This is a genomic window from Tateyamaria omphalii, from assembly GCF_019802125.1.
Lineage (GTDB): Bacteria > Pseudomonadota > Alphaproteobacteria > Rhodobacterales > Rhodobacteraceae > Tateyamaria > Tateyamaria omphalii_B.
Genome location: NZ_JAHVHT010000005.1, coordinates 123541 through 140435, shown reverse-complemented (window position 1 = coordinate 140435; position 16895 = coordinate 123541). Strand labels below are relative to the sequence as shown.

The following is a 16895-nucleotide window of genomic DNA, read 5'->3' as shown; positions in this document are numbered from 1 at the left end:
TGTGTGAGCGCGGTAAGGTACCGATATGAAATTTGTTGACAATGCTTCCCCAAGAACATCGGCAAAGCGCACTGGCGTTGCGCGATCCGCTGTTGCCCAGCCGTCCAGACGCGCGGTGCTTGCAGGATCGGCGGCATTTCTGACGCTTGGCCTTTGGAACAGTGCCAGATCCGATGCGGCCGGTGCGGATGGGCCGATGACATTCGATCGGTTGGTCGAGAAGGCGCGCAACGCCGCCAACCAGCCCTATGAGCCGACTGTCATTCCGGCGCCGGACATCATCGAGAGGGTCAACTACAGTGCCCATTGGCAGATCCAGTTCCGCCCCGATGCGACGCTGTATGTGGGCCGCAACAAGGCGCCGGTGCAGTTGTTCCACCCCGGCCGCTTCTTCCCCGAACCGGTGAAGATTTACATCCGCGACGAGGCCGGCACGGCGCATGAGGTGCCTTTTGTCCGCGACTTCTTTTCCATGCCGGAGGACAACCCGGCCTTTGATCTGCCAGAGGGCTACGGGTTTGCCGGGTTCCGTGTCATGCGCCCGGGGCTTGAGCCGGACTGGATTTCGTTTCTTGGCGCGTCCTATTTCCGGACCGATGGGCCGGAGGCGCAGTATGGTCTGTCGACGCGGGGGATTGCCGTCAATACCGGGCTCGACGTGCCCGAGGAGTTTCCCCGCTTCACCGCCTTCTGGCTTGGACCGCCTGAGAAGGAGGACGAGGAGCTGTCGATCTGGGCGGAGCTGGACGGTCCGTCGATCACCGGAGCCTACCGCTTTGGCGTGGTGCGCAACGCCGCTTATGGCGGGCATCTGACCCGCATCTCGGCCCATCTGTTCCTGCGCGAAGACGTGCAGCGTCTGGGCGTTGCGCCGTTGACCAGCATGTACTGGTATTCCGAGCGTGATCGAGCTGGCGGAGACGACTGGCGGCCAGAGATCCACGACAGCGATGGATTGGCCCTGGCCACCGGCAATGGCGAACGGATCTGGCGCCCGCTGAGCAATCCGGACTATGTCACCACGTCGAGCTTCATGGACCAGAACCCCAAGGGTTTTGGCCTGATCCAGCGCGACCGCAAGTTCGAGAACTATCAGGACGATGGTGTGTTCTATAACCGTCGTCCGTCGGCCTGGGTGAAGCCGGTGGGTGACTGGGGGCCGGGCCAGGTGCAGCTGTTCCTGATCCCGACCACCGACGAGACCTTTGACAACGTGGTGGCCTATTGGGTGCCGGAGGGTCCGACCGAGAAAGGTGCGGAGTTCCAGTTCGATTACGACATTCAATGGCGCGCGCGTGATCCGCAGCCCGATGGCGTGGCCTGGGTCGTGGCGACACGGCAGGGCGAGGGCGGTGTGCCCGGCGATCCGCTGCCCGAAGGGGTGGACAAGATGGTTGTCGATTTCGAGGGTCCTTCGCTGACGGGGCTGGATCGTGACAGTGGCGTTGTACCGGTGATTGACGCGCTGAACGGCCGGATCGTGGAGCCCATTGACGCCTATCCCATCGTGGGCACCGAGCGGTGGCGTCTGACCTTTGATTTCGAACAGACCGGCCCGGAGCCTGTGAGCCTGCGCGCCTTTCTGCAGCATCGGGACCGTGCGTTGACCGAGACGTGGTTGATGGATGCGGCGGTCGAGCGGGGCAAGCAGGGCTGAGCGCCCTGCCCCTCAGCTGCTTTGCGGGCCGGTGGGTCGGGTGACGGCCTCGGGCACGAGGCGACGTTCGTAGAGGATCCACAAGTTGGTGCTGCGCGTCTGTTCGAAGTGCCGTTCGAGATAGGGGCCGTAGATCTCTCGCATTTTTTGGGTGGTTCCCTCGGCCACGGGCTGTTTGGGGATCATGACCACATCGACGCCGCCCAGCATTTCCTCGGCAGGCAGGTGGACCTGCATGTCGAAATTGCGGTTGTCGTGCATCCAGGCGTTGCCCCCGTCTTGGGGCGGCAGACCGGCGAGTGACGCGAAGGGGCTGACGAAGTCCATCACCAGCACCCGTGCGTCGGGCTTTTCCAGTGACGCGATGAGAGCCGCCCCGCTACCGAGGCTTTGGCCGTAGCGGCGGTAGAAGTCGTATTGCCCGCGGTTGAAGATGTTGACGATCCGGATATCGGTGCCGTTTGGCGTTTGCAGGGCAAATCCGGCGCGGGTGCTGGCCATGACCGCGTGGATGCCGACCGCTGCCGCGGAGGACAGCGCGATGGGCAGAAGCAGCACGCCGATCGCGAGGGGGGCGCCCTGGACAAGGCTTTTCATTGGAATGGACGCATTCGCCCGTTTGTGCCGGAGCATGATTTCTGCCGCCACCGCGCTGCCGACCAGCATCGTGATGATGCCAATGTGCTGGAAATTCTGGTTGATCAGGGCAAAGCCCGCCGTGCCGCAGAGCAGGTAGAACAGGATGTCGGTGATGCGCGGGCGGTGCCAGAGCGCGAGGCCCGCGATGAGGGCGAAGACGATGTATTCGCCCGACACCCGCATGAAGGATCGCACGTAGATGTAGGATTCGATGACGCCGCTGACCTTGGTCGCTTCGATCAGGTCCGCGATGTGCATGCGTGTGCCGCCCCAGATCACCTCGACCAGCAGGCCGATGGCAATGCAAAGCCCGATGGCAATGGCTGCCCATTTGCGCTGCGCGCGTTGCAGGAGCAGGAGGGCGAGGAAGCTGAGGGCCACGACCCCGTAGGTCATCTTGGTATAGAACAGCAGCATGGTCAGGATGGCCGCCGCCGCTGCATCGCGCCAATCCTGCCCGCGTGTCGGTTGGTTCGGTTGCAAGTGCAGCACCAGCAGCACGCCTAGCAGCGCCCAGCCGATGCGGTTGTAGAACATGGCGAAGGAGATCTTGGCCGGGATTTCGCCCGTGTTCATCGGTGTGGCGAGCAGCAGCACAAGGAAGATGGCGAGCGGCACGCCGATCAGGGGGCGCAGCCGGGTGCCGAAGACGTGGACGATGATCGGTGCTGTCACCAGCATAAGCACCGCCATGCCGACGGGCATCGCCATGCCGAGTCGATCCGTCAGCCAGTATCCGAGGCCCGGAAGATAGAAGTTGAGCGGGCCGAGTGCTGTGTGGAAGTCGCGGTTCGGCACCTGCCCTTCGACCACGCGGTAGGCGCCGTCGAGGAAGATCAGGATGTCGTTGAAGTACATGGACGAGGCGGTGACGCCCGGCAGCACAAGGAGGGCCGCGCAGATGAGCGTTGTGGCCCATGTGGCGAGGGTGATGGGAGAGCTGCTTAATCGTGACATGCCGGGCACCTCACAGGCTGAGCTTTTTGAAGATGGATTCGGGAATGGCGCGGATGATGAACATGACCAGCCGCCATGCGCGCAGGACGTAGACGATGTCGGCGGGCCGGGTTTCCAATGCGGCGATGCGGTCGGCGACCGCTTCGGGTTCTGCCGTGAGCGGGCCAATGAGGTCCATGTCGGCGGTCATGCTGGTGCGCACGAAGCCTGGCTTGACCGTGGCCACGTGGACATCCGTTTTCGCCAGCCGGTTGCGCAGACCGGATAGATAGGCGCTGAACCCGGCCTTGCCTGCGCCGTAGACGTAGTTCGATGCGCGGCCCCGGTCGCCTGCGACCGAGCTGACGCCGACGATCAGCCCGTGCCCGCGCGCGGCGAAGCGGGCGGCGACCATTTCAAGGAGTAGCGCCGGCCCTTCGAAGTTCGTGCGCATGACGGTGGTGGCGTGGTCTGCGTCCTCCTGCGCGCGGGTTTGATCGCCCAGCATTCCGACGACGCAGACCACCGTGTCGGGCAAGGCGTCGAGCCCGTCCAGAAAGGGCTCAAAACTGTTCGTGTCGAGGATGTCGAGATGTTTCACGTCGATCTGATGCGCGCCGCTGCGGGTGCGGATGTCGTCGGCGTTGCGCTCTGCCCCGTCGGTGTCGCGCGCGGCCAGCGTGATGTGCCAGCCGCGCGCGGCATAGGTGGCCGCCACCGCCCGCCCGATGTCAGAGGTACCGCCCACCACAAGCAGGCGTTTCGGCGTCGTGTGCCGATCCGTTTCCGTCATAGTCCAAGTCTTTCCGATAGTTTTGAGGCCATGCGGCCCGTTGCACCAATCTCGTCCCTGAGCGCTTTGAAGCGGTCGAGATTGGGGTAGCCCGCTGCGAAGGTCGCGGGCGATTGGGTGGCGTCCTTGGCGAGGTAGAGGCGGCCACCTGCCGCGACGACCAGCGCGTCGATCTCGGCCAGCAGCGGTTTCAGCTTTTCGTTGAAGGGGATGTCGAGGGCGAGGGTCAGCCCTTCCATGGGGAAGGACATGAGCCCTGATCCCGGTGCGAGCCGTTTGATGACGGCGAGGAAGGACCCGGCTCCGTGGCTGGAGATCCGCTCGAGGATGTCGGAGACGACGCCTTCGGCCTTGGCCTCGGGGATGACGCATTGGTGCTGTACAAAGCCGCGCCGTCCGTAGATGCGGTTCCAGTGCGCGATGCCGTCGAGGGGGAAGAAGTAGCTGTCCCATGGAACGGTGGTGGTTTGCCCGGCCTTGCGTGCGCCGTTGCGGTAGTAGAGCTCGTTGAAAGCGCGGACGGTCATGCCGTTGAGCAGCCAGCTGGGCATGTCCATCGGCACGGCGAGGCGGCCATTGGTCGAGGGTGGGAACCGCACGTCGCCCCATGGGAGGTCGTCGGCTGTTGCGTGTTCGCCTTCGAGGATCAGGGACCGGCCAAGCGAGGCGCCGCGCGCGAGAACGTCGATCCAGGCGACGGTGTAGGTGGCGTTTGCGGTTTGGCTGAGGAGGCGTACCGCTTCGCCCAGATTGGCTGCGACATGGGTGGTTTGGCGGATCCAGCCGGTTTCCACCTGTTTCAGACGGAAGCCTGCGGAGAGGATGGTTCCGGTGAGGCCCATGCCGCCGATGGTGGCCTTGAAAAGCTCGGCGTTCTCATGCGGGCTGCACCGCATGACCCGGCCATCGGGCATCGCAAGCATCAGCCATGCCACATGGTCGCCGAAGGTGCCGTGGATATGCTGGTTCTTGCCATGCACGTCTGAGGCGATCATGCCGCCCACGGTGACAAAGCGCGTGCCCGGGACGGCGCACGGGAAATAGCCTTGCGGCAGAAAGGTGTCGATGATGTCAGCGAGCGGCACGCCAGCCTCGACCGCGAGGATGCCGGTGTTGGGATCGAAGGACTGCATCCGGTTCAACCCGGTGGCGTCAATCGTGTTGTCGCGCCCGATGGCGGCATCCCCGTAGGATCGCCCGAGGCCGCGGGCGATCACGCCTGGAAGGGTGGCGGTCGCCGTGGCCGCCGGGCCCATGTCCCGCGCCTTGCCAAGCGGACCGGACAGGCGGGGATACCGGCCCCAACCGCTCAGATCCTTCACACCGTCGCCTCGCGAAACACGTGGCGGCGGTCGAGCCAGAATTTCAGGACGTAGCCAATGCTGAGGCCGATGACGGCGCCCAGATACTTGGCAAAGTCCGTTTGCCAGATGGCGTAGAAGCCCAGCTCAAACGACCAGAAGATGATTGTCGTTGCGACGCTGAAGAAGCCCGAGAGCGTGATGCGCTGCGCTTCGCCGCGGGGGGTGGTGTAGGCCTCTCGGAAGGTCCAGCTTTTGTCGATGACGTATTTCATGAAGAAGCCGACGAGCGTGCCGACGACGATGGACACCATCAGGTGCGCGGACGGCATGCTTTGCACCGTTGCTTCTTGCGCCAGCAGGTTTGCCAGCACCGATAGGACGGCGGTGACCGCATAGCGCGCAATCGGGTGGCCTTCGGACAGGGACTTAAACATGGGGTGCCTGTCAGATCGCCAGCACGAAGACGGCCAGCATGGCAAGGCCGCTGATCCGGCTCATCGGGTCTTTGATCGCAAAGACCACCGGATCGTCCTGCATCTGCCTGCGCTGCGCGAGGATCAGGGCGCGACCGATCCAGTAGGTCATGATCGGGCAGACCAGCAAAAGGATTTCGGGGCGGCTGTAAAGCTGCGTCACCGTGTGACCGGAGACATAGAGTGCGAGGACCGTGACGGCGTTGAAGCCTGCCGCCGCCGAAAGCGCGGCGATCATGCTCAGGTCCACGTTTTCGTAATCCCGGTTGTCGGGCGAGGCACGGTCCGCATCGGCGCAGGCGGTGAGTTCGACAAAGCGTTTCATCAGGGCCAGCGAGACGAAGATCGACAGGGCAAAGACCAGGAGCCACGACGACAGGGTGACGCCGATGGCGACCGCGCCGCCCAAGAGCCGCATGGTGTAGAGCCCCGCAAGCGTCAGCACGTCCACGAGCAGGATTTTCTTCAGGTAGAAGGAATAGGCCGTGGTCATGGCAAAGTAGAGCAAGAGCACGACGGTGAAATTTGTGGACAGCGACAGCGCGAGCACCGTTGCCAGGATCAGGAGGATCGGGACGGCAAGCATCGCCTGGATCAGGGGGATGTCCCCGCGCGCCAAGGGGCGGTTCCGTTTGGTGCGGTGGGCGCGGTCCTCTTGCAGATCGACCAGGTCGTTCAGGATGTAGCAGGCCGAGGCTGCCATGCAGAACGCCAATGCCGCCACGATTGAGACGAACAGGTTTTGGAAGCTGAGCGCGTGGGCGGCGATCATCGGCACGAAGATCAGCGCGTTCTTGGCATATTGGTGGACGCGGAACTGGCGCGCCCAATCCCGCAGGGTGGCGCCGCTGTGTTCGATGAACTGCGCGTGTGGGGCCATTTTGCGCAGTCGCGCGGAGACATTGGCCGGGGTGCGGATGGCAATTGGCTGACGGGCCTGTTCCCAGACCGGCAGGTCGGCGGCGGCGTTGCCGACATAGTCGAAGCCCTTGCTGCCGAATTCCTTGACAAGCAGGTCGGCCTTGGCCCGGCCCGACAGGTTCACGGCAGATGTCGTTGCGAAATAGCCGGTGAAGATGCCGAGATGGTCAGCGACGGCCTTGACCAGGTCTTCATGCGAGCCTGACGCCAGGTAGACCTTGCGCCCGGCCAGTTGGGCGAGGCGGATCATCGACAGGATGGTTTTGTCATAGGGCAGGGTTTCGGGGGCGCAGTCGGCACCGGCACAGAGGAAATGCTTGAGCGAGGCGCGGCCCGCGTTCAAGGCACCCATCATGCCGAAGATGGATCCGGGCGCGCGCCCGAGGCGGCGGAAGGCGGTTTCGACCAACAGGTCGGACCGCAGCAACGTGCCGTCGAGGTCGACCACCAGCGGTGTGTCGACGGCTGTTTCGAGATCCGGCAGGTTTGGATGTGCCGTTTCAGCGTCATTGCGGACAGTGGCGTCACGGACACCGCCCTGGACCTCTGTCATGTCAGAGTTTGAAAGGCTGTCGACATGGTTCTTAACCGTCATGCGCGTATCTCTCTCTGCGTTTTGTTCCCGTTTCGGGCCGTTTGATCATCTGTCGCTTCGGACCCTTCGCCGGCCATATTTGCCCGTCCGGCGCACCGGTTTCGGGCGGCTGGTGTGTTTGCCGCGGCAACGTGTCTGCAAAAACAAAGGGGTTGCAAATCCGTTCCCGAACCCTGTTTGGCATCGGCAGGGATGCGCCCAATTGGCGGGATCATCGGCGGCAGAAGGCCGGAAAACATGCTGCAAATGCGGCAACTCTGGCGGAACATATTGTTTAGGCGGCACACCGAACCGTATCTAAATTGGGCCGCCTTAGGAATCGTTCCAGATGCGGCGTGACGGGTCCCAATTGCCCGCTGAATGGCTGCCAGGATGCCGCTCAGCAGCCCAAACGTTCGGGCGTGCCGGGAGGAGGAAGATGACAACACATCACCGAGACACTCATACGCCTTGGGTGCGCAGGATTGCGATCCCGGGTGCGCTTGCCCTTATCTGTGCGAGTGCGGTTTTCCTGTTTTCCAAACGCGATTTGGACACGATTGCGCGCATCGGGATCAATTCCGAGATCGGGCGCATTGCCGGTGAACACGCAGCCTTGCGTGATGACAGCTCGGTGACCCTGCGCCCTGATCTGCGGGTGGTCGTGGCCGATCCGGTCTTTGACTTTGGCGAGGATGACGAGGGCGCTTTGACCCTGGCGCGCCTCGATGCCACCCTGCGGCCCACGCCGCTGTTGAAGGGTGAGGCCGAGATTGCGAGCCTGCACCTGCACCGCCCGCGCCTGTCCTTTGACGGTGTGGATGTGTCGACCATTCTGGATCCGTGGTTCGAGGGCGCAGAGAACATGACCGCGCCCGCGAATATCGAGATCGTGGATGGGGTCGTTGATGTTGCGGATGCACTTTACCTGTCCGACCTGAACCTGTTGATCGCGCAGGATAGCGGATCGGAGGGCCTGTTGGTCCAAGGCGACTTTATCGTCGGGGCGCGTCGGGCCGTTGTGGAGTTGCAACTGGATGATCCGCGGCGGACTTTTTCGGACATTGGAAGCCAAGGGCGTCTGTCGGTCCGGTTTGAGGCCGCAGAACATGCTCTGGACCAGGATCAGCTAAGTGAAGACACCGACATCGGTGTTCTCGCCGATCTGCGGCGGATGGTGGATGGGGTCCGGGTGTTCGGGCGCGGACCGCTGACGATTGAAGGGCAGTTTGCCGTTGCACCGGAGGCCATCCGCATTTCGGACGCCACCTTTTCCCACAGCGGGATCGCTTTGACCGGTGATCTGAACCTGCGCGCAGGGTCGGATTTGCCGGTGTTCCCGCAACTGCTGGCCTTTCAGCACTCTGTGGATGTCGCTGTGTCTGACCTGATGCGACAGGTAGACACCGGCAACTGGGCCGATGCCCCTATCAGGACGGACTGGATCAATGGGCTTGAGGTCGACTTTGATCTTGCAGGTCAGGATATCGCTGTGGGCGGCGCGACCATCGACGATGTTTCGATGTCTCTGATTGCGCGTCAGTCGGGGCTGTCCCTTGATGTCTCGACCGAGAGCGAAACGCTCGGCCGGTTTTCGGCCAGAACGGACATCAGGAAACACGGTGAGGTCGCAATGGTGGCATCCCTGTCCGATGCATCGGTCACCATGCTGACCCAACCCATCGCCAGCCGCATGCAAGCCCGCTTGATCGGCACCCCGCAACTGCCGGAGGGGGCGCTGAATGCCGATGTGCAACTGGCTGGGCGCGGGATGACGGTGGGGGCGTTGTTCGACAGTCTGTCCGGCTCAGTCTCTGCATCCATGCAGGACGGCAGCCTGAGCGGAGGGGACGTGACCGCCACCTTGCAGACCCTCGCCAACGGTCGGCAGTTCATGACCAAGGAGAAAGGGCCGCTCATTCCTGCGGCTGGCCGGACCTATTTCGACCTTATCGACGGTCAGGTGGGGATTGAGGCGGGCACCGCCCGCATTTCGCGCCTGAACATTGCCGGTGAGCGGCTTGAGATCGATATGCTGGGCGAGGTTGGTTTGAAAACCGGCGCTGTTTCAGTTGTGGGCAACGCGCAGCTGTCCGCAGCGGAAGAGACGGAGGCGGAGAACATCGCGCGACATGTCGATCTGCCATTTGGCATTGGCGGCACTGTCTTTACCCCCATGGTGGCTGCGGGTGTGCCCCAGTTTGAGATCGCAGCGCACGTTCCGCCACATCGCGTGGGCCCATGATAGAGTTACGGAAATAGGTGCCCTGCCCCGTGCCTGTCCTGAAGGCTGGCACGAGGCGGGGAGTTGAATTGAACAGATGTCCGATAGTACCCCATCCCACCGCGCGCCGTTGTCCCAAAGCCCCTGGCTGGCCGCAGCGCTTTTTTTGATCTGGCTGATCTACTACGCCAGCCTGCTCTATCCCGGGCTGGGTGGAATGCTGAATGCCGGGGATTCTGCCAAGTTCCAGACCTTGGGCCATACCTCAATTCTGGTTCATGGGCCGGGCTATCCCTTTGTCCTGCTGATGGGTACGGTCGTGCGCGCCCTTGATCTGCCGTTTGAGCCGTGGCGGGTGATGACCATTGCGCTGGCATCTATCCCCGGCGCGGTGGCGGTCGCCATGAGCTTTCTGATCGTGGGGCGGTTGACGGGCAGTATCCTGTTTGGTGTCGCGGCGGCGTTTCTGCTGGGCAGTGCCGGTTTGATGGCGGTGCAGGCGACCGAGGCGGAGGTCTATCCCCTCGCGCTTGCCTTCATCCTGTCCATCGTGTTCGCGCTGATCCTGTTTGTTGAGACAAAGCGCACGGGTTATTTCATCCTCGCCTGTGCGATCTATGCCCTGTCCTTCGGCAACCACCTGATGATGGTGATGCTGGCGCCGGTGGGTCTGCTGGTGATGATCACGCATTACCGTCAGCTGTTGCGGGTGCGTGTGCTGCTGGCCGTGGTCGCGCTGCTTGCGGTCGGGGCGAGCCAGTACCTTTATCTTGCGTGGGTCACCCATGCGCCGACAACGGCCTATTCCGAGTACCTGCCATTGCCCCCTACCGCATCCGAGTTGCGGGACTACATCGCGGGCACCTATTTCGGGGATCTTTATGGGTCTGGTTTGCAATCCCTGCAGACTGCATCGGTCCTGTTTGGCACGTTGAGTCAGGCCCATCCCATGCTGTCCGTGCCGATCATAGCGATCGGTCTATTGCTGTTTGCGTTTGGCTGGCGGCACCGAAATGGGCCTTGGGACGGCATCGCCCTTGTTCTCGGCACAGCGCTGGCTTTCCTACCTTTCATGATCTGGTACGGTGCCTATGACATTCAGGCGTTTCATTTGCCTGTGTTGGGCCCGCTTCTGATTGGTGCGATTGCCGCTATCGGCTGGTGGGCTGTGCGCTGGCCGCGGCTGCGCCCTTGGGTCGGAGCGTTTCTGCTGGCGATGGGCGTGTTTCGTGCCGCACAGATGGCGCTTTACCTGGATGCGCGCGAGCCGGATTATGCCGGGCTTGTCGAGACGCTCGATACGGTGATGGCGCAGGCGCCGGTCGACCGGCCTGTCGTGTCCATGTCCTACGGCCTGCGCATGGCGACGCTCTATCACGAGCTTTTGGACGAGGTGCCGCAACCGGCGATCTACCGGGTCACCTGGCGGACCGAGGAGGCGATCCCGGATGAGGGTCCCGTTGGCGGTGTGGTCATCCCCACGGACGGCGAACAGATGCTGCGCTGGATCGAGCACCGTAATCCGCGCCTGTCCTGCAGCACAGTTCCCATTGAGCAGCCGGATCCGGTGACATGGCCCGCCTACGGTTTCGTATGCGAGCGGCAGGAGGCATCCGCAGCCCTGCCGCAAGACTAGGCATATGCCCGCCTATTGATCAAAGCCTTGAAAATGCTTGCTGACGCTGCGTCACCAATTCTTACATTGCGTCACATAAGCGACAATCCGCTTGATCTGTTGACAGCTACATCGCACCTATTGCGCACGGGCCCTTAGCCGAATCGCCAAAGCGCCCGAGACGTTCCGACTACAACCGTGTTCCGGCTATAGAAGGTACTCTACCTTGCGCATATCCCCTGCTCTCTTCGGCGTTTCGCTGTCCGCTTTCATCTTGTCCTGCTCCGGCCATCTGCCCATGGCAATTGCCGATACCGAAGGTATGGAGGCTGTTGATACCATGGCCTTGTCCGAGGCTGCCTTGCCCCTTGATCTGCCTGATGCAGCGGCCCAGCCGGGTCTGCGCATCGTGGACACCAAGATCGTTAATCAACTGACTGGTGCTGCGTCGCCCAGTGCCACCGATGCCCGGTGGAACGTGCATGGCACCGATCTGGGCCACATGTTCAAGCACAAGGGCGATCTGTTCATGGTGTTTGGTGACACCTATGGCTCGGATGGCGGGGATTGGCGTAGTAATACGCTGGCCCGCATGGCTGATCCCGACCCGTCCAGCGACTTTTCCATCGCCTCCATGATCGAAACCGCCACGGGTGCGGCCAAGGAAGTCATCCGCTCGGCCAAGATCCCGGGCTTTGAATGGACGGTGATCCCGACCAACGGCATATCGCTCGGCGAGCGGATGGTGCTGCACTACATGTCGGTGCGCATGTGGGGTCAGGATGACAAGTGGTACGTGCGCCGCTCGGGCCTCGCCTATTCCGACGACGACGGTCAGAACTGGACGCGATCGGATACGGCGATGTGGCCCGCAGGCACCGGCTTCGAGCAGGTCGCTTATGTGAATCATGACGGCATGATCTACGTCTTCGGCATTCCTCAGGGCCGTTTCGGCGGAATACGGCTGGGCCGTGTCACTCCACAGGACGTGTTTGATCCCGCGGCTTACGAGTATTGGAATGGGGTGGGATGGACGGCCAATGTTGGTGCGGCATCTGCCGTTGTTCCGGCCCCGGCAGGTGAACTGTCGGTCGCGTGGAGCGAAGCACACGGGTCGTGGTTGATGATGTATCTGGACCCGGTTCAACGCGCCGTCATCCTGCGCACGGCGCCCGACATGACAGGTCCCTGGAGCGACGCGCAAATCGTTGCCCACGCGGACGACTATCCTGGTCTTTATGCGCCATATATCGTTCCGGGACAGGACATAGAAGATACCGTCTATTTCACGATGTCGCGCTGGAAGCCTGTCTACAATGTGTTCCTGATGAAGGCTGTTCTTGAGGTGCCGAACGTGGATTTGGCTGCGGTTGAAGCAACCGATCTGTCCGATACCGGCAGCACAGGCGTGCAGGCCACAGAATAGACCCTCAGCTTTCTTAGCGACGCGGTCCAACTGCACGCGCACAAGAGCGCCGAAGCCCTAGTGGTGCTCGGCGCTCTTTCGCCGTTTGCTGTTTGCCGGTGGAAAAACGGGCAGAAATGCTCCACCCTTACTCCTTGTTCTGGCAGGCTTTCGCCGCTTACCGCGCCGTGCCTTGCTGATGCTTTCCCAACTCACACCTTTGATGCCGATAGAGCGTAAGGTGATCCCAACGACCCGATTATGGTCTGGGGTCCTGTCGTTCGTTAGGCGTGAGGATGTCGTTATGAAACGCAACACATGGATTTGGGGTGCTGGTTATGCGCCCACACTGCTTGCTGCGGCGCTGGTCGTGATGCCGGTCGCGGCTCAAGCCTATGTCGGGCCGGGCGCTGGCTTGACTGCGATTGGCACGATGATCGCATTGATCGCGGCCTTGGTGCTCGCGATTTTCGGGTTCATTTATTACCCGGTCAAACGGATGATGCGCGCCAAGAAGACCAAGGCCGATATTCAGCAAACCCCCCGCGAGACCGAGAGTTGAGCGTCGCAGCCCTGTGCCTGGGCCTTGTCGCATTCATTGCTGTCTTGCGCATCTTGCACGCCCAACAGGTTGCAGGTGGCATCGTCGAGACAACCCAACACGCGCTCGCCGTGATGATGAACAGCGACATCGCGGACGAAGATAAAGAGGCTCAGGTCCAGCGCGCCTCGATCAAGCTGCTTGGCGGATTTTTCTGGATCACGGGAATTGGTGCGGCGGCGATAGGTGCATCGGTTCTGATCGTATGGGGCGGTGCGGTGCTTGGGTATTACGCCGTCGACCAAGCCATTGCCGTCGCACTTGGCTGGCCTTTCCTGCTTGGATCGACGGCTGCGGCCATTGCGTTGTGGATTGGCTTGGACAAATTGCGCAAAGGTCCGGTTCAGGATGCCACCCGGGCCGAGGTACCCTATGGTCCGCTCGACAAGGCAGTGCATGATTTTGCCTTTTCATCGCCCGAGCGCCAGGTTCGGTTGGGCAGGTTTGAAACCAGATTCTACCGCCGCCGCTTGGACGCTGAAACTGTGCAGAGGCCGGTTTTCATCACCTCCCTGCCCCGCGCAGGTACCACCATCATGCTCGAGGGGCTGGCCAGGCTGCCGCACTTCGCATCAGCCACCTACCAGCACATGCCGTTCACCTTGTCGCCGCTTTTGTCGGCGAATTTCTCCCGCATCTTCCGCAAGGCCGGAAACAAGAATGAGCGGGCTCATGGCGACGGCATCGAAGTCAATATGGACAGTCCCGAAGCGTTCGAAGAAATGCTTTGGATGGCCTTCTGGCCCCAACACTTCGAAGGTGCGTATATTCCGCCGTGGTCTGCAGAAGATCGAAAACCGGAGTTCGAGAGGTTTCTGCGCACACATATGTCCAAGATCGTGGCCACCAAGGCCGGTGCGACGCGCTACATCTCGAAAAACAATGCAAATATTGCCCGGCTTGAACTGCTGGAGGCCCTCTTTCCAGACGCGTCCATCATTGTCCCGATCCGCAATCCACGGGCTCAGGTGCAGTCACTCCTGAGACAGCACCGGCGTTTTGCGGACTTGCATGCCCGCGAGCCTTTTGCGCGGCGATATATGGAAGGTATCGGACATTTCGAGTTTGGTGCGGCGCTGCGACCGATCGAATTCGGTACACGGCGCCCGGATCTGCACACAGCGGGGCAGATTGATTTCTGGCTACGGTACTGGATCGATGCATATCAGCACGTTTTGGCGACCGCCGGCCCGCGTACGATCTTTGTCGACCATGATGCGCTGTGCAGCGAACCGGAACGGCTTTTGCCTGAGTTGGCGGCGTCGATCGAGCTGGACGAGCAGGACAGCATCGCAACCATGGCTGGCCTCTTGCGCGCGCCTCACCCGGCTCCGGATTTGCCAGATGCCTCCCGCAACCTGATGCAACGGGCCGACATCTTACACGAAGAACTTTGCAGCCAGGCCATTGGTTCTGCGCGCGCGTCAATTGGAAAGGTCATTCAATGAAATTGCCGTCATCGGACAGCTTTGCGCGTGGATTTTTCATTGCCTCGCTTGCGTTGATCGCCATGGTCTACGGGATTGTTTCGTCGTGGTGGGGCTGGTTCCCTGCCCCTCAGATTGGTGAGGCGCATCGCACCTATCTGGATGTGTCGCGCAATTGGCGTAACGACATTGGACTGGAACCCACACGCCATCTGGTTGCACCGAACGACACAGGCACCGCGTCGCCTGACCGTGGTTACGAACAGCGCCCCGGGACGGAACGCGCGCCGGGCTATGTGTTGATTGCCGGGCTGAGTGACGATCAGGATACATCTGTTTTTGCCGTGCGATTGATGGATACCAGCGGCCAGGAGGTACATCGTTGGCCCATCAATTACGAAAACTTCGACCCCGACACTCCTCCGCAGAATGTCATGTTGCATGGAATGGAAGTGTTTGAAGATGGTTCTGTTGTCGTCACCTTCGACGTGGGCAATGCCATCGCCCGGGTGGACCAATGCGGCCAAACCATGTGGAGTGTGCGCGGGGGCTTTCACCATTCGATCGCGCGCGACGGTGCTGGCGGGATCTGGACGTGGTACGGAGAAGACATGGTGCGCCTGGACGCAGACACCGGAGAGAAGACCTTTTCCCTCAATCTGCGCAACGATGTCATTGCGGCCAAGGGTGGCGACCAACGCGCGATCTTCGACATTCGGGTTCGTATGCCAGATGACGCGGACGGTCGGGTTACCTATCTGGACGACCCGTTTCACCCCAATGACGTAGAGATGCTGCGCCCGGAGATGGCCGCCGCGTTCCCGATGTTCGAGGCAGGTGACCTGATGTTCAGCCTGCGCGAACCAAACCTGGTCGCCGTCGTGGATCCGCAGACCGGGATCCTGAAATGGTGGCAGCATGGTCCGTGGTTCAAACAGCATGATCCGGACTTTGAACCGGATGGGACGATCACCGTCTTTGACAATGCGACCGGTGCGATGCAATCGCGCATTCTGCGGATTGATCCGCGTGACAGGCGCGTCACCGTCGATTTCAGAGGAACTGAAGATGAACCGTTCTACACTTGGCGGCGGGGCAAACACCAAACGCTTCCGAATGGAAATCTGCTTTTGACGGAGGCCGAACATGGTCGATTGCTTGAGGTATCGGCCCAGGGAGAAGTCGTGTGGACACATGACATGGTGTGGGATGAAGACAGCAACCTGATCGTGACCGAAGCCAGACATGTGCCAGAGGACTTCTTTTCGAACGGTGTCCCGTCTTGCAACGAAACGATCGCGTCGCGGTAGTGCCCTCGTTCGCTTGCCTAGATCGTGTCTGTGACCTTGGCCAGGCCTGCGGGCTTGTCCGGGTTCAGCCCGCGTCGTCGGGACACTTCTTCAAGTGCACCGTAGATCGGGATCAGTACATCCAGGACTGGAAGTGCAGGATGTGTGTCGGTCAAACCTGAGACTGTTGGTAACACGAAGGCACCCTGGGACCGGAGCACGGCGAGGGTGTCTGCAAGCCCGGTCGCCGGTCCGCCTGAGATCGGCAAGACGGGATACCCATGTTTCAATACAGCAGAAGGACCGTGCAAGACTTCGGCATTGGAGTAGGCAATGGCCGGGATCGTGCACACTTCCATCGCTTTTAGCGCAACTTCATATGCAATGCCCAAGGACGGTCCGCGGCTGATCACTGCGATCCGATCAAGCCCCGCAAGTGCCGCGCTCAGGGATGAGAAATCAATGGTGGAGGCGGTCTCCAGCCTGTCGGGCATCGCTTGCAGGGCGGAAAGCAAAGTGTGGTCTTGCTGCCAATGCGCAGCCAGCCAAAGTCCTGTCAGAATCGAGTTTGTATAGCTCTTGGTTGCAGCCACGGCGTGTTCGGGTCCTGCGTGAACATCGAGGACATGGCTGCTTGTCATAGCCAAGGGACTGTCTGGCTGGTTGGTGAGTGTCACCGTTTGCGCTCCTCCGGCGCCGGCGCATTCCATCATCTGAACCAGGTCTGTGCTTTGGCCGGATTGGCTGATCCCGAACGCTGTAACTCGGTCAAAGCGAAGCTGTGCCCCGTAGATGGTGGCCACCGATGGACCAAGCGATGCAACCGGCACCCCTGCCACCAACTCAAACGCGTATTTCAGACATGTCGCCGCGTGGTCCGATGATCCTCTTGCTATCGTTACAATGGCACGGGGATCATGCGCCCGCAGAGCGCTGGCGGTGCGCACAAATACGTCTTGCACTTCAGGCTGGGCAAGTCGGCGGGCTGCTTCGGGGATCTCATCAATCTCCTGCCGCATGTAAGTCGGGGACATGTG

General features: G+C 61.5%; 13 protein-coding genes. 7 read left to right on the top strand and 6 right to left on the bottom strand.

Annotated features, from left to right (window positions below; all coding sequences use genetic code 11):
• Positions 1–25: 25 nt before the first annotated feature.
• On the top strand, positions 26–1657 hold the full coding sequence (locus tag KUV51_RS18540) for a glucan biosynthesis protein (RefSeq protein WP_261385929.1): 1632 nt from the start codon (positions 26–28) through the stop codon (positions 1655–1657).
• A 12-nt stretch (positions 1658–1669) separates the two neighbouring features.
• On the opposite strand, the gene KUV51_RS18535 is transcribed toward KUV51_RS18540, so the two are convergent.
• Genes KUV51_RS18535 through KUV51_RS18515 form a run of 5 tightly spaced genes read right to left on the bottom strand, consistent with a single transcriptional unit; the run spans position 1670 to position 7318 of the window.
• Positions 1670–3253 (bottom strand): hypothetical protein, encoded by a 1584-nt coding sequence (locus tag KUV51_RS18535; RefSeq protein WP_222522934.1) that lies wholly within the window; start codon positions 3251–3253, stop codon positions 1670–1672.
• A 10-nt stretch (positions 3254–3263) separates the two neighbouring features.
• On the bottom strand, positions 3264–4025 hold the full coding sequence (locus KUV51_RS18530; RefSeq protein WP_222522933.1) for an SDR family oxidoreductase: 762 nt from the start codon (positions 4023–4025) through the stop codon (positions 3264–3266).
• Positions 4022–5347: an FAD-dependent oxidoreductase gene (locus tag KUV51_RS18525; protein ID WP_222522932.1), complete on the bottom strand. Its 1326-nt coding sequence runs from the start codon at positions 5345–5347 to the stop codon at positions 4022–4024. The genes KUV51_RS18530 and KUV51_RS18525 overlap by 4 nt, the downstream gene beginning before the upstream one ends.
• Complete coding sequence (locus tag KUV51_RS18520; RefSeq protein ID WP_222522931.1) at positions 5344–5763, bottom strand: GtrA family protein; 420 nt, start codon at positions 5761–5763, stop codon at positions 5344–5346. Before KUV51_RS18520 ends, KUV51_RS18525 begins: the two co-directional genes overlap by 4 nt.
• A 10-nt stretch (positions 5764–5773) precedes the next feature.
• Positions 5774–7318 (bottom strand): UbiA family prenyltransferase, encoded by a 1545-nt coding sequence (locus tag KUV51_RS18515; RefSeq protein ID WP_222522930.1) that lies wholly within the window; start codon positions 7316–7318, stop codon positions 5774–5776.
• Between the two features lie 418 nt (positions 7319–7736).
• Between KUV51_RS18515 and KUV51_RS18510 the strand changes: the two genes are divergently transcribed.
• From KUV51_RS18510 to KUV51_RS18485, 6 genes are all read left to right on the top strand, one after another.
• Positions 7737–9542, top strand: coding sequence for an AsmA family protein (locus KUV51_RS18510; protein ID WP_222522929.1), 1806 nt, complete (start codon positions 7737–7739; stop codon positions 9540–9542).
• Positions 9543–9618: 76 nt separating this feature from the next.
• Positions 9619–11157: a protein O-mannosyl-transferase family gene (locus KUV51_RS18505; protein ID WP_222522928.1), complete on the top strand. Its 1539-nt coding sequence runs from the start codon at positions 9619–9621 to the stop codon at positions 11155–11157.
• A gap of 277 nt (positions 11158–11434) precedes the next feature.
• On the top strand, positions 11435–12562 hold the full coding sequence (locus tag KUV51_RS18500; protein WP_222522927.1) for a DUF4185 domain-containing protein: 1128 nt from the start codon (positions 11435–11437) through the stop codon (positions 12560–12562).
• Positions 12563–12845: 283 nt separating this feature from the next.
• A complete protein-coding gene (locus KUV51_RS18495; RefSeq protein ID WP_261385928.1) occupies positions 12846–13103 on the top strand; it encodes a hypothetical protein in 258 nt (85 codons plus the stop codon).
• Positions 13100–14590, top strand: a complete 1491-nt coding sequence (locus KUV51_RS18490) for a sulfotransferase (RefSeq protein ID WP_222522926.1) — start codon at positions 13100–13102, stop codon at positions 14588–14590. The genes KUV51_RS18495 and KUV51_RS18490 overlap by 4 nt, the downstream gene beginning before the upstream one ends.
• Positions 14587–15879, top strand: coding sequence for an arylsulfotransferase family protein (locus KUV51_RS18485; protein WP_222522925.1), 1293 nt, complete (start codon positions 14587–14589; stop codon positions 15877–15879). Before KUV51_RS18490 ends, KUV51_RS18485 begins: the two co-directional genes overlap by 4 nt.
• A 17-nt stretch (positions 15880–15896) precedes the next feature.
• On the opposite strand, the gene KUV51_RS18480 is transcribed toward KUV51_RS18485, so the two are convergent.
• Positions 15897–16892: an SIS domain-containing protein gene (locus KUV51_RS18480; protein ID WP_222522924.1), complete on the bottom strand. Its 996-nt coding sequence runs from the start codon at positions 16890–16892 to the stop codon at positions 15897–15899.
• Between the last annotated feature and the right edge of the window lie 3 nt (positions 16893–16895).

Excerpts from the sequence above, each read along its gene's own strand:
- KUV51_RS18540 (WP_261385929.1), top strand. The coding sequence starts at position 26 with ATGAAATTTGTTGACAATGCTTCCCCAAGAACATCGGCAAAGCGCACT.
- KUV51_RS18535 (WP_222522934.1), bottom strand. The coding sequence starts at position 3,253 with ATGTCACGATTAAGCAGCTCTCCCATCACCCTCGCCACATGGGCCACA.
- KUV51_RS18530 (WP_222522933.1), bottom strand. The coding sequence starts at position 4,025 with ATGACGGAAACGGATCGGCACACGACGCCGAAACGCCTGCTTGTGGTG.
- KUV51_RS18520 (WP_222522931.1), bottom strand. The coding sequence starts at position 5,763 with ATGTTTAAGTCCCTGTCCGAAGGCCACCCGATTGCGCGCTATGCGGTC.
- KUV51_RS18515 (WP_222522930.1), bottom strand. The coding sequence starts at position 7,318 with ATGACGGTTAAGAACCATGTCGACAGCCTTTCAAACTCTGACATGACA.
- KUV51_RS18510 (WP_222522929.1), top strand. The coding sequence starts at position 7,737 with ATGACAACACATCACCGAGACACTCATACGCCTTGGGTGCGCAGGATT.
- KUV51_RS18505 (WP_222522928.1), top strand. The coding sequence starts at position 9,619 with ATGTCCGATAGTACCCCATCCCACCGCGCGCCGTTGTCCCAAAGCCCC.
- KUV51_RS18500 (WP_222522927.1), top strand. The coding sequence starts at position 11,435 with ATGGCAATTGCCGATACCGAAGGTATGGAGGCTGTTGATACCATGGCC.
- KUV51_RS18495 (WP_261385928.1), top strand. The coding sequence starts at position 12,846 with ATGAAACGCAACACATGGATTTGGGGTGCTGGTTATGCGCCCACACTG.
- KUV51_RS18485 (WP_222522925.1), top strand. The coding sequence starts at position 14,587 with ATGAAATTGCCGTCATCGGACAGCTTTGCGCGTGGATTTTTCATTGCC.
- KUV51_RS18480 (WP_222522924.1), bottom strand. The coding sequence starts at position 16,892 with ATGTCCCCGACTTACATGCGGCAGGAGATTGATGAGATCCCCGAAGCA.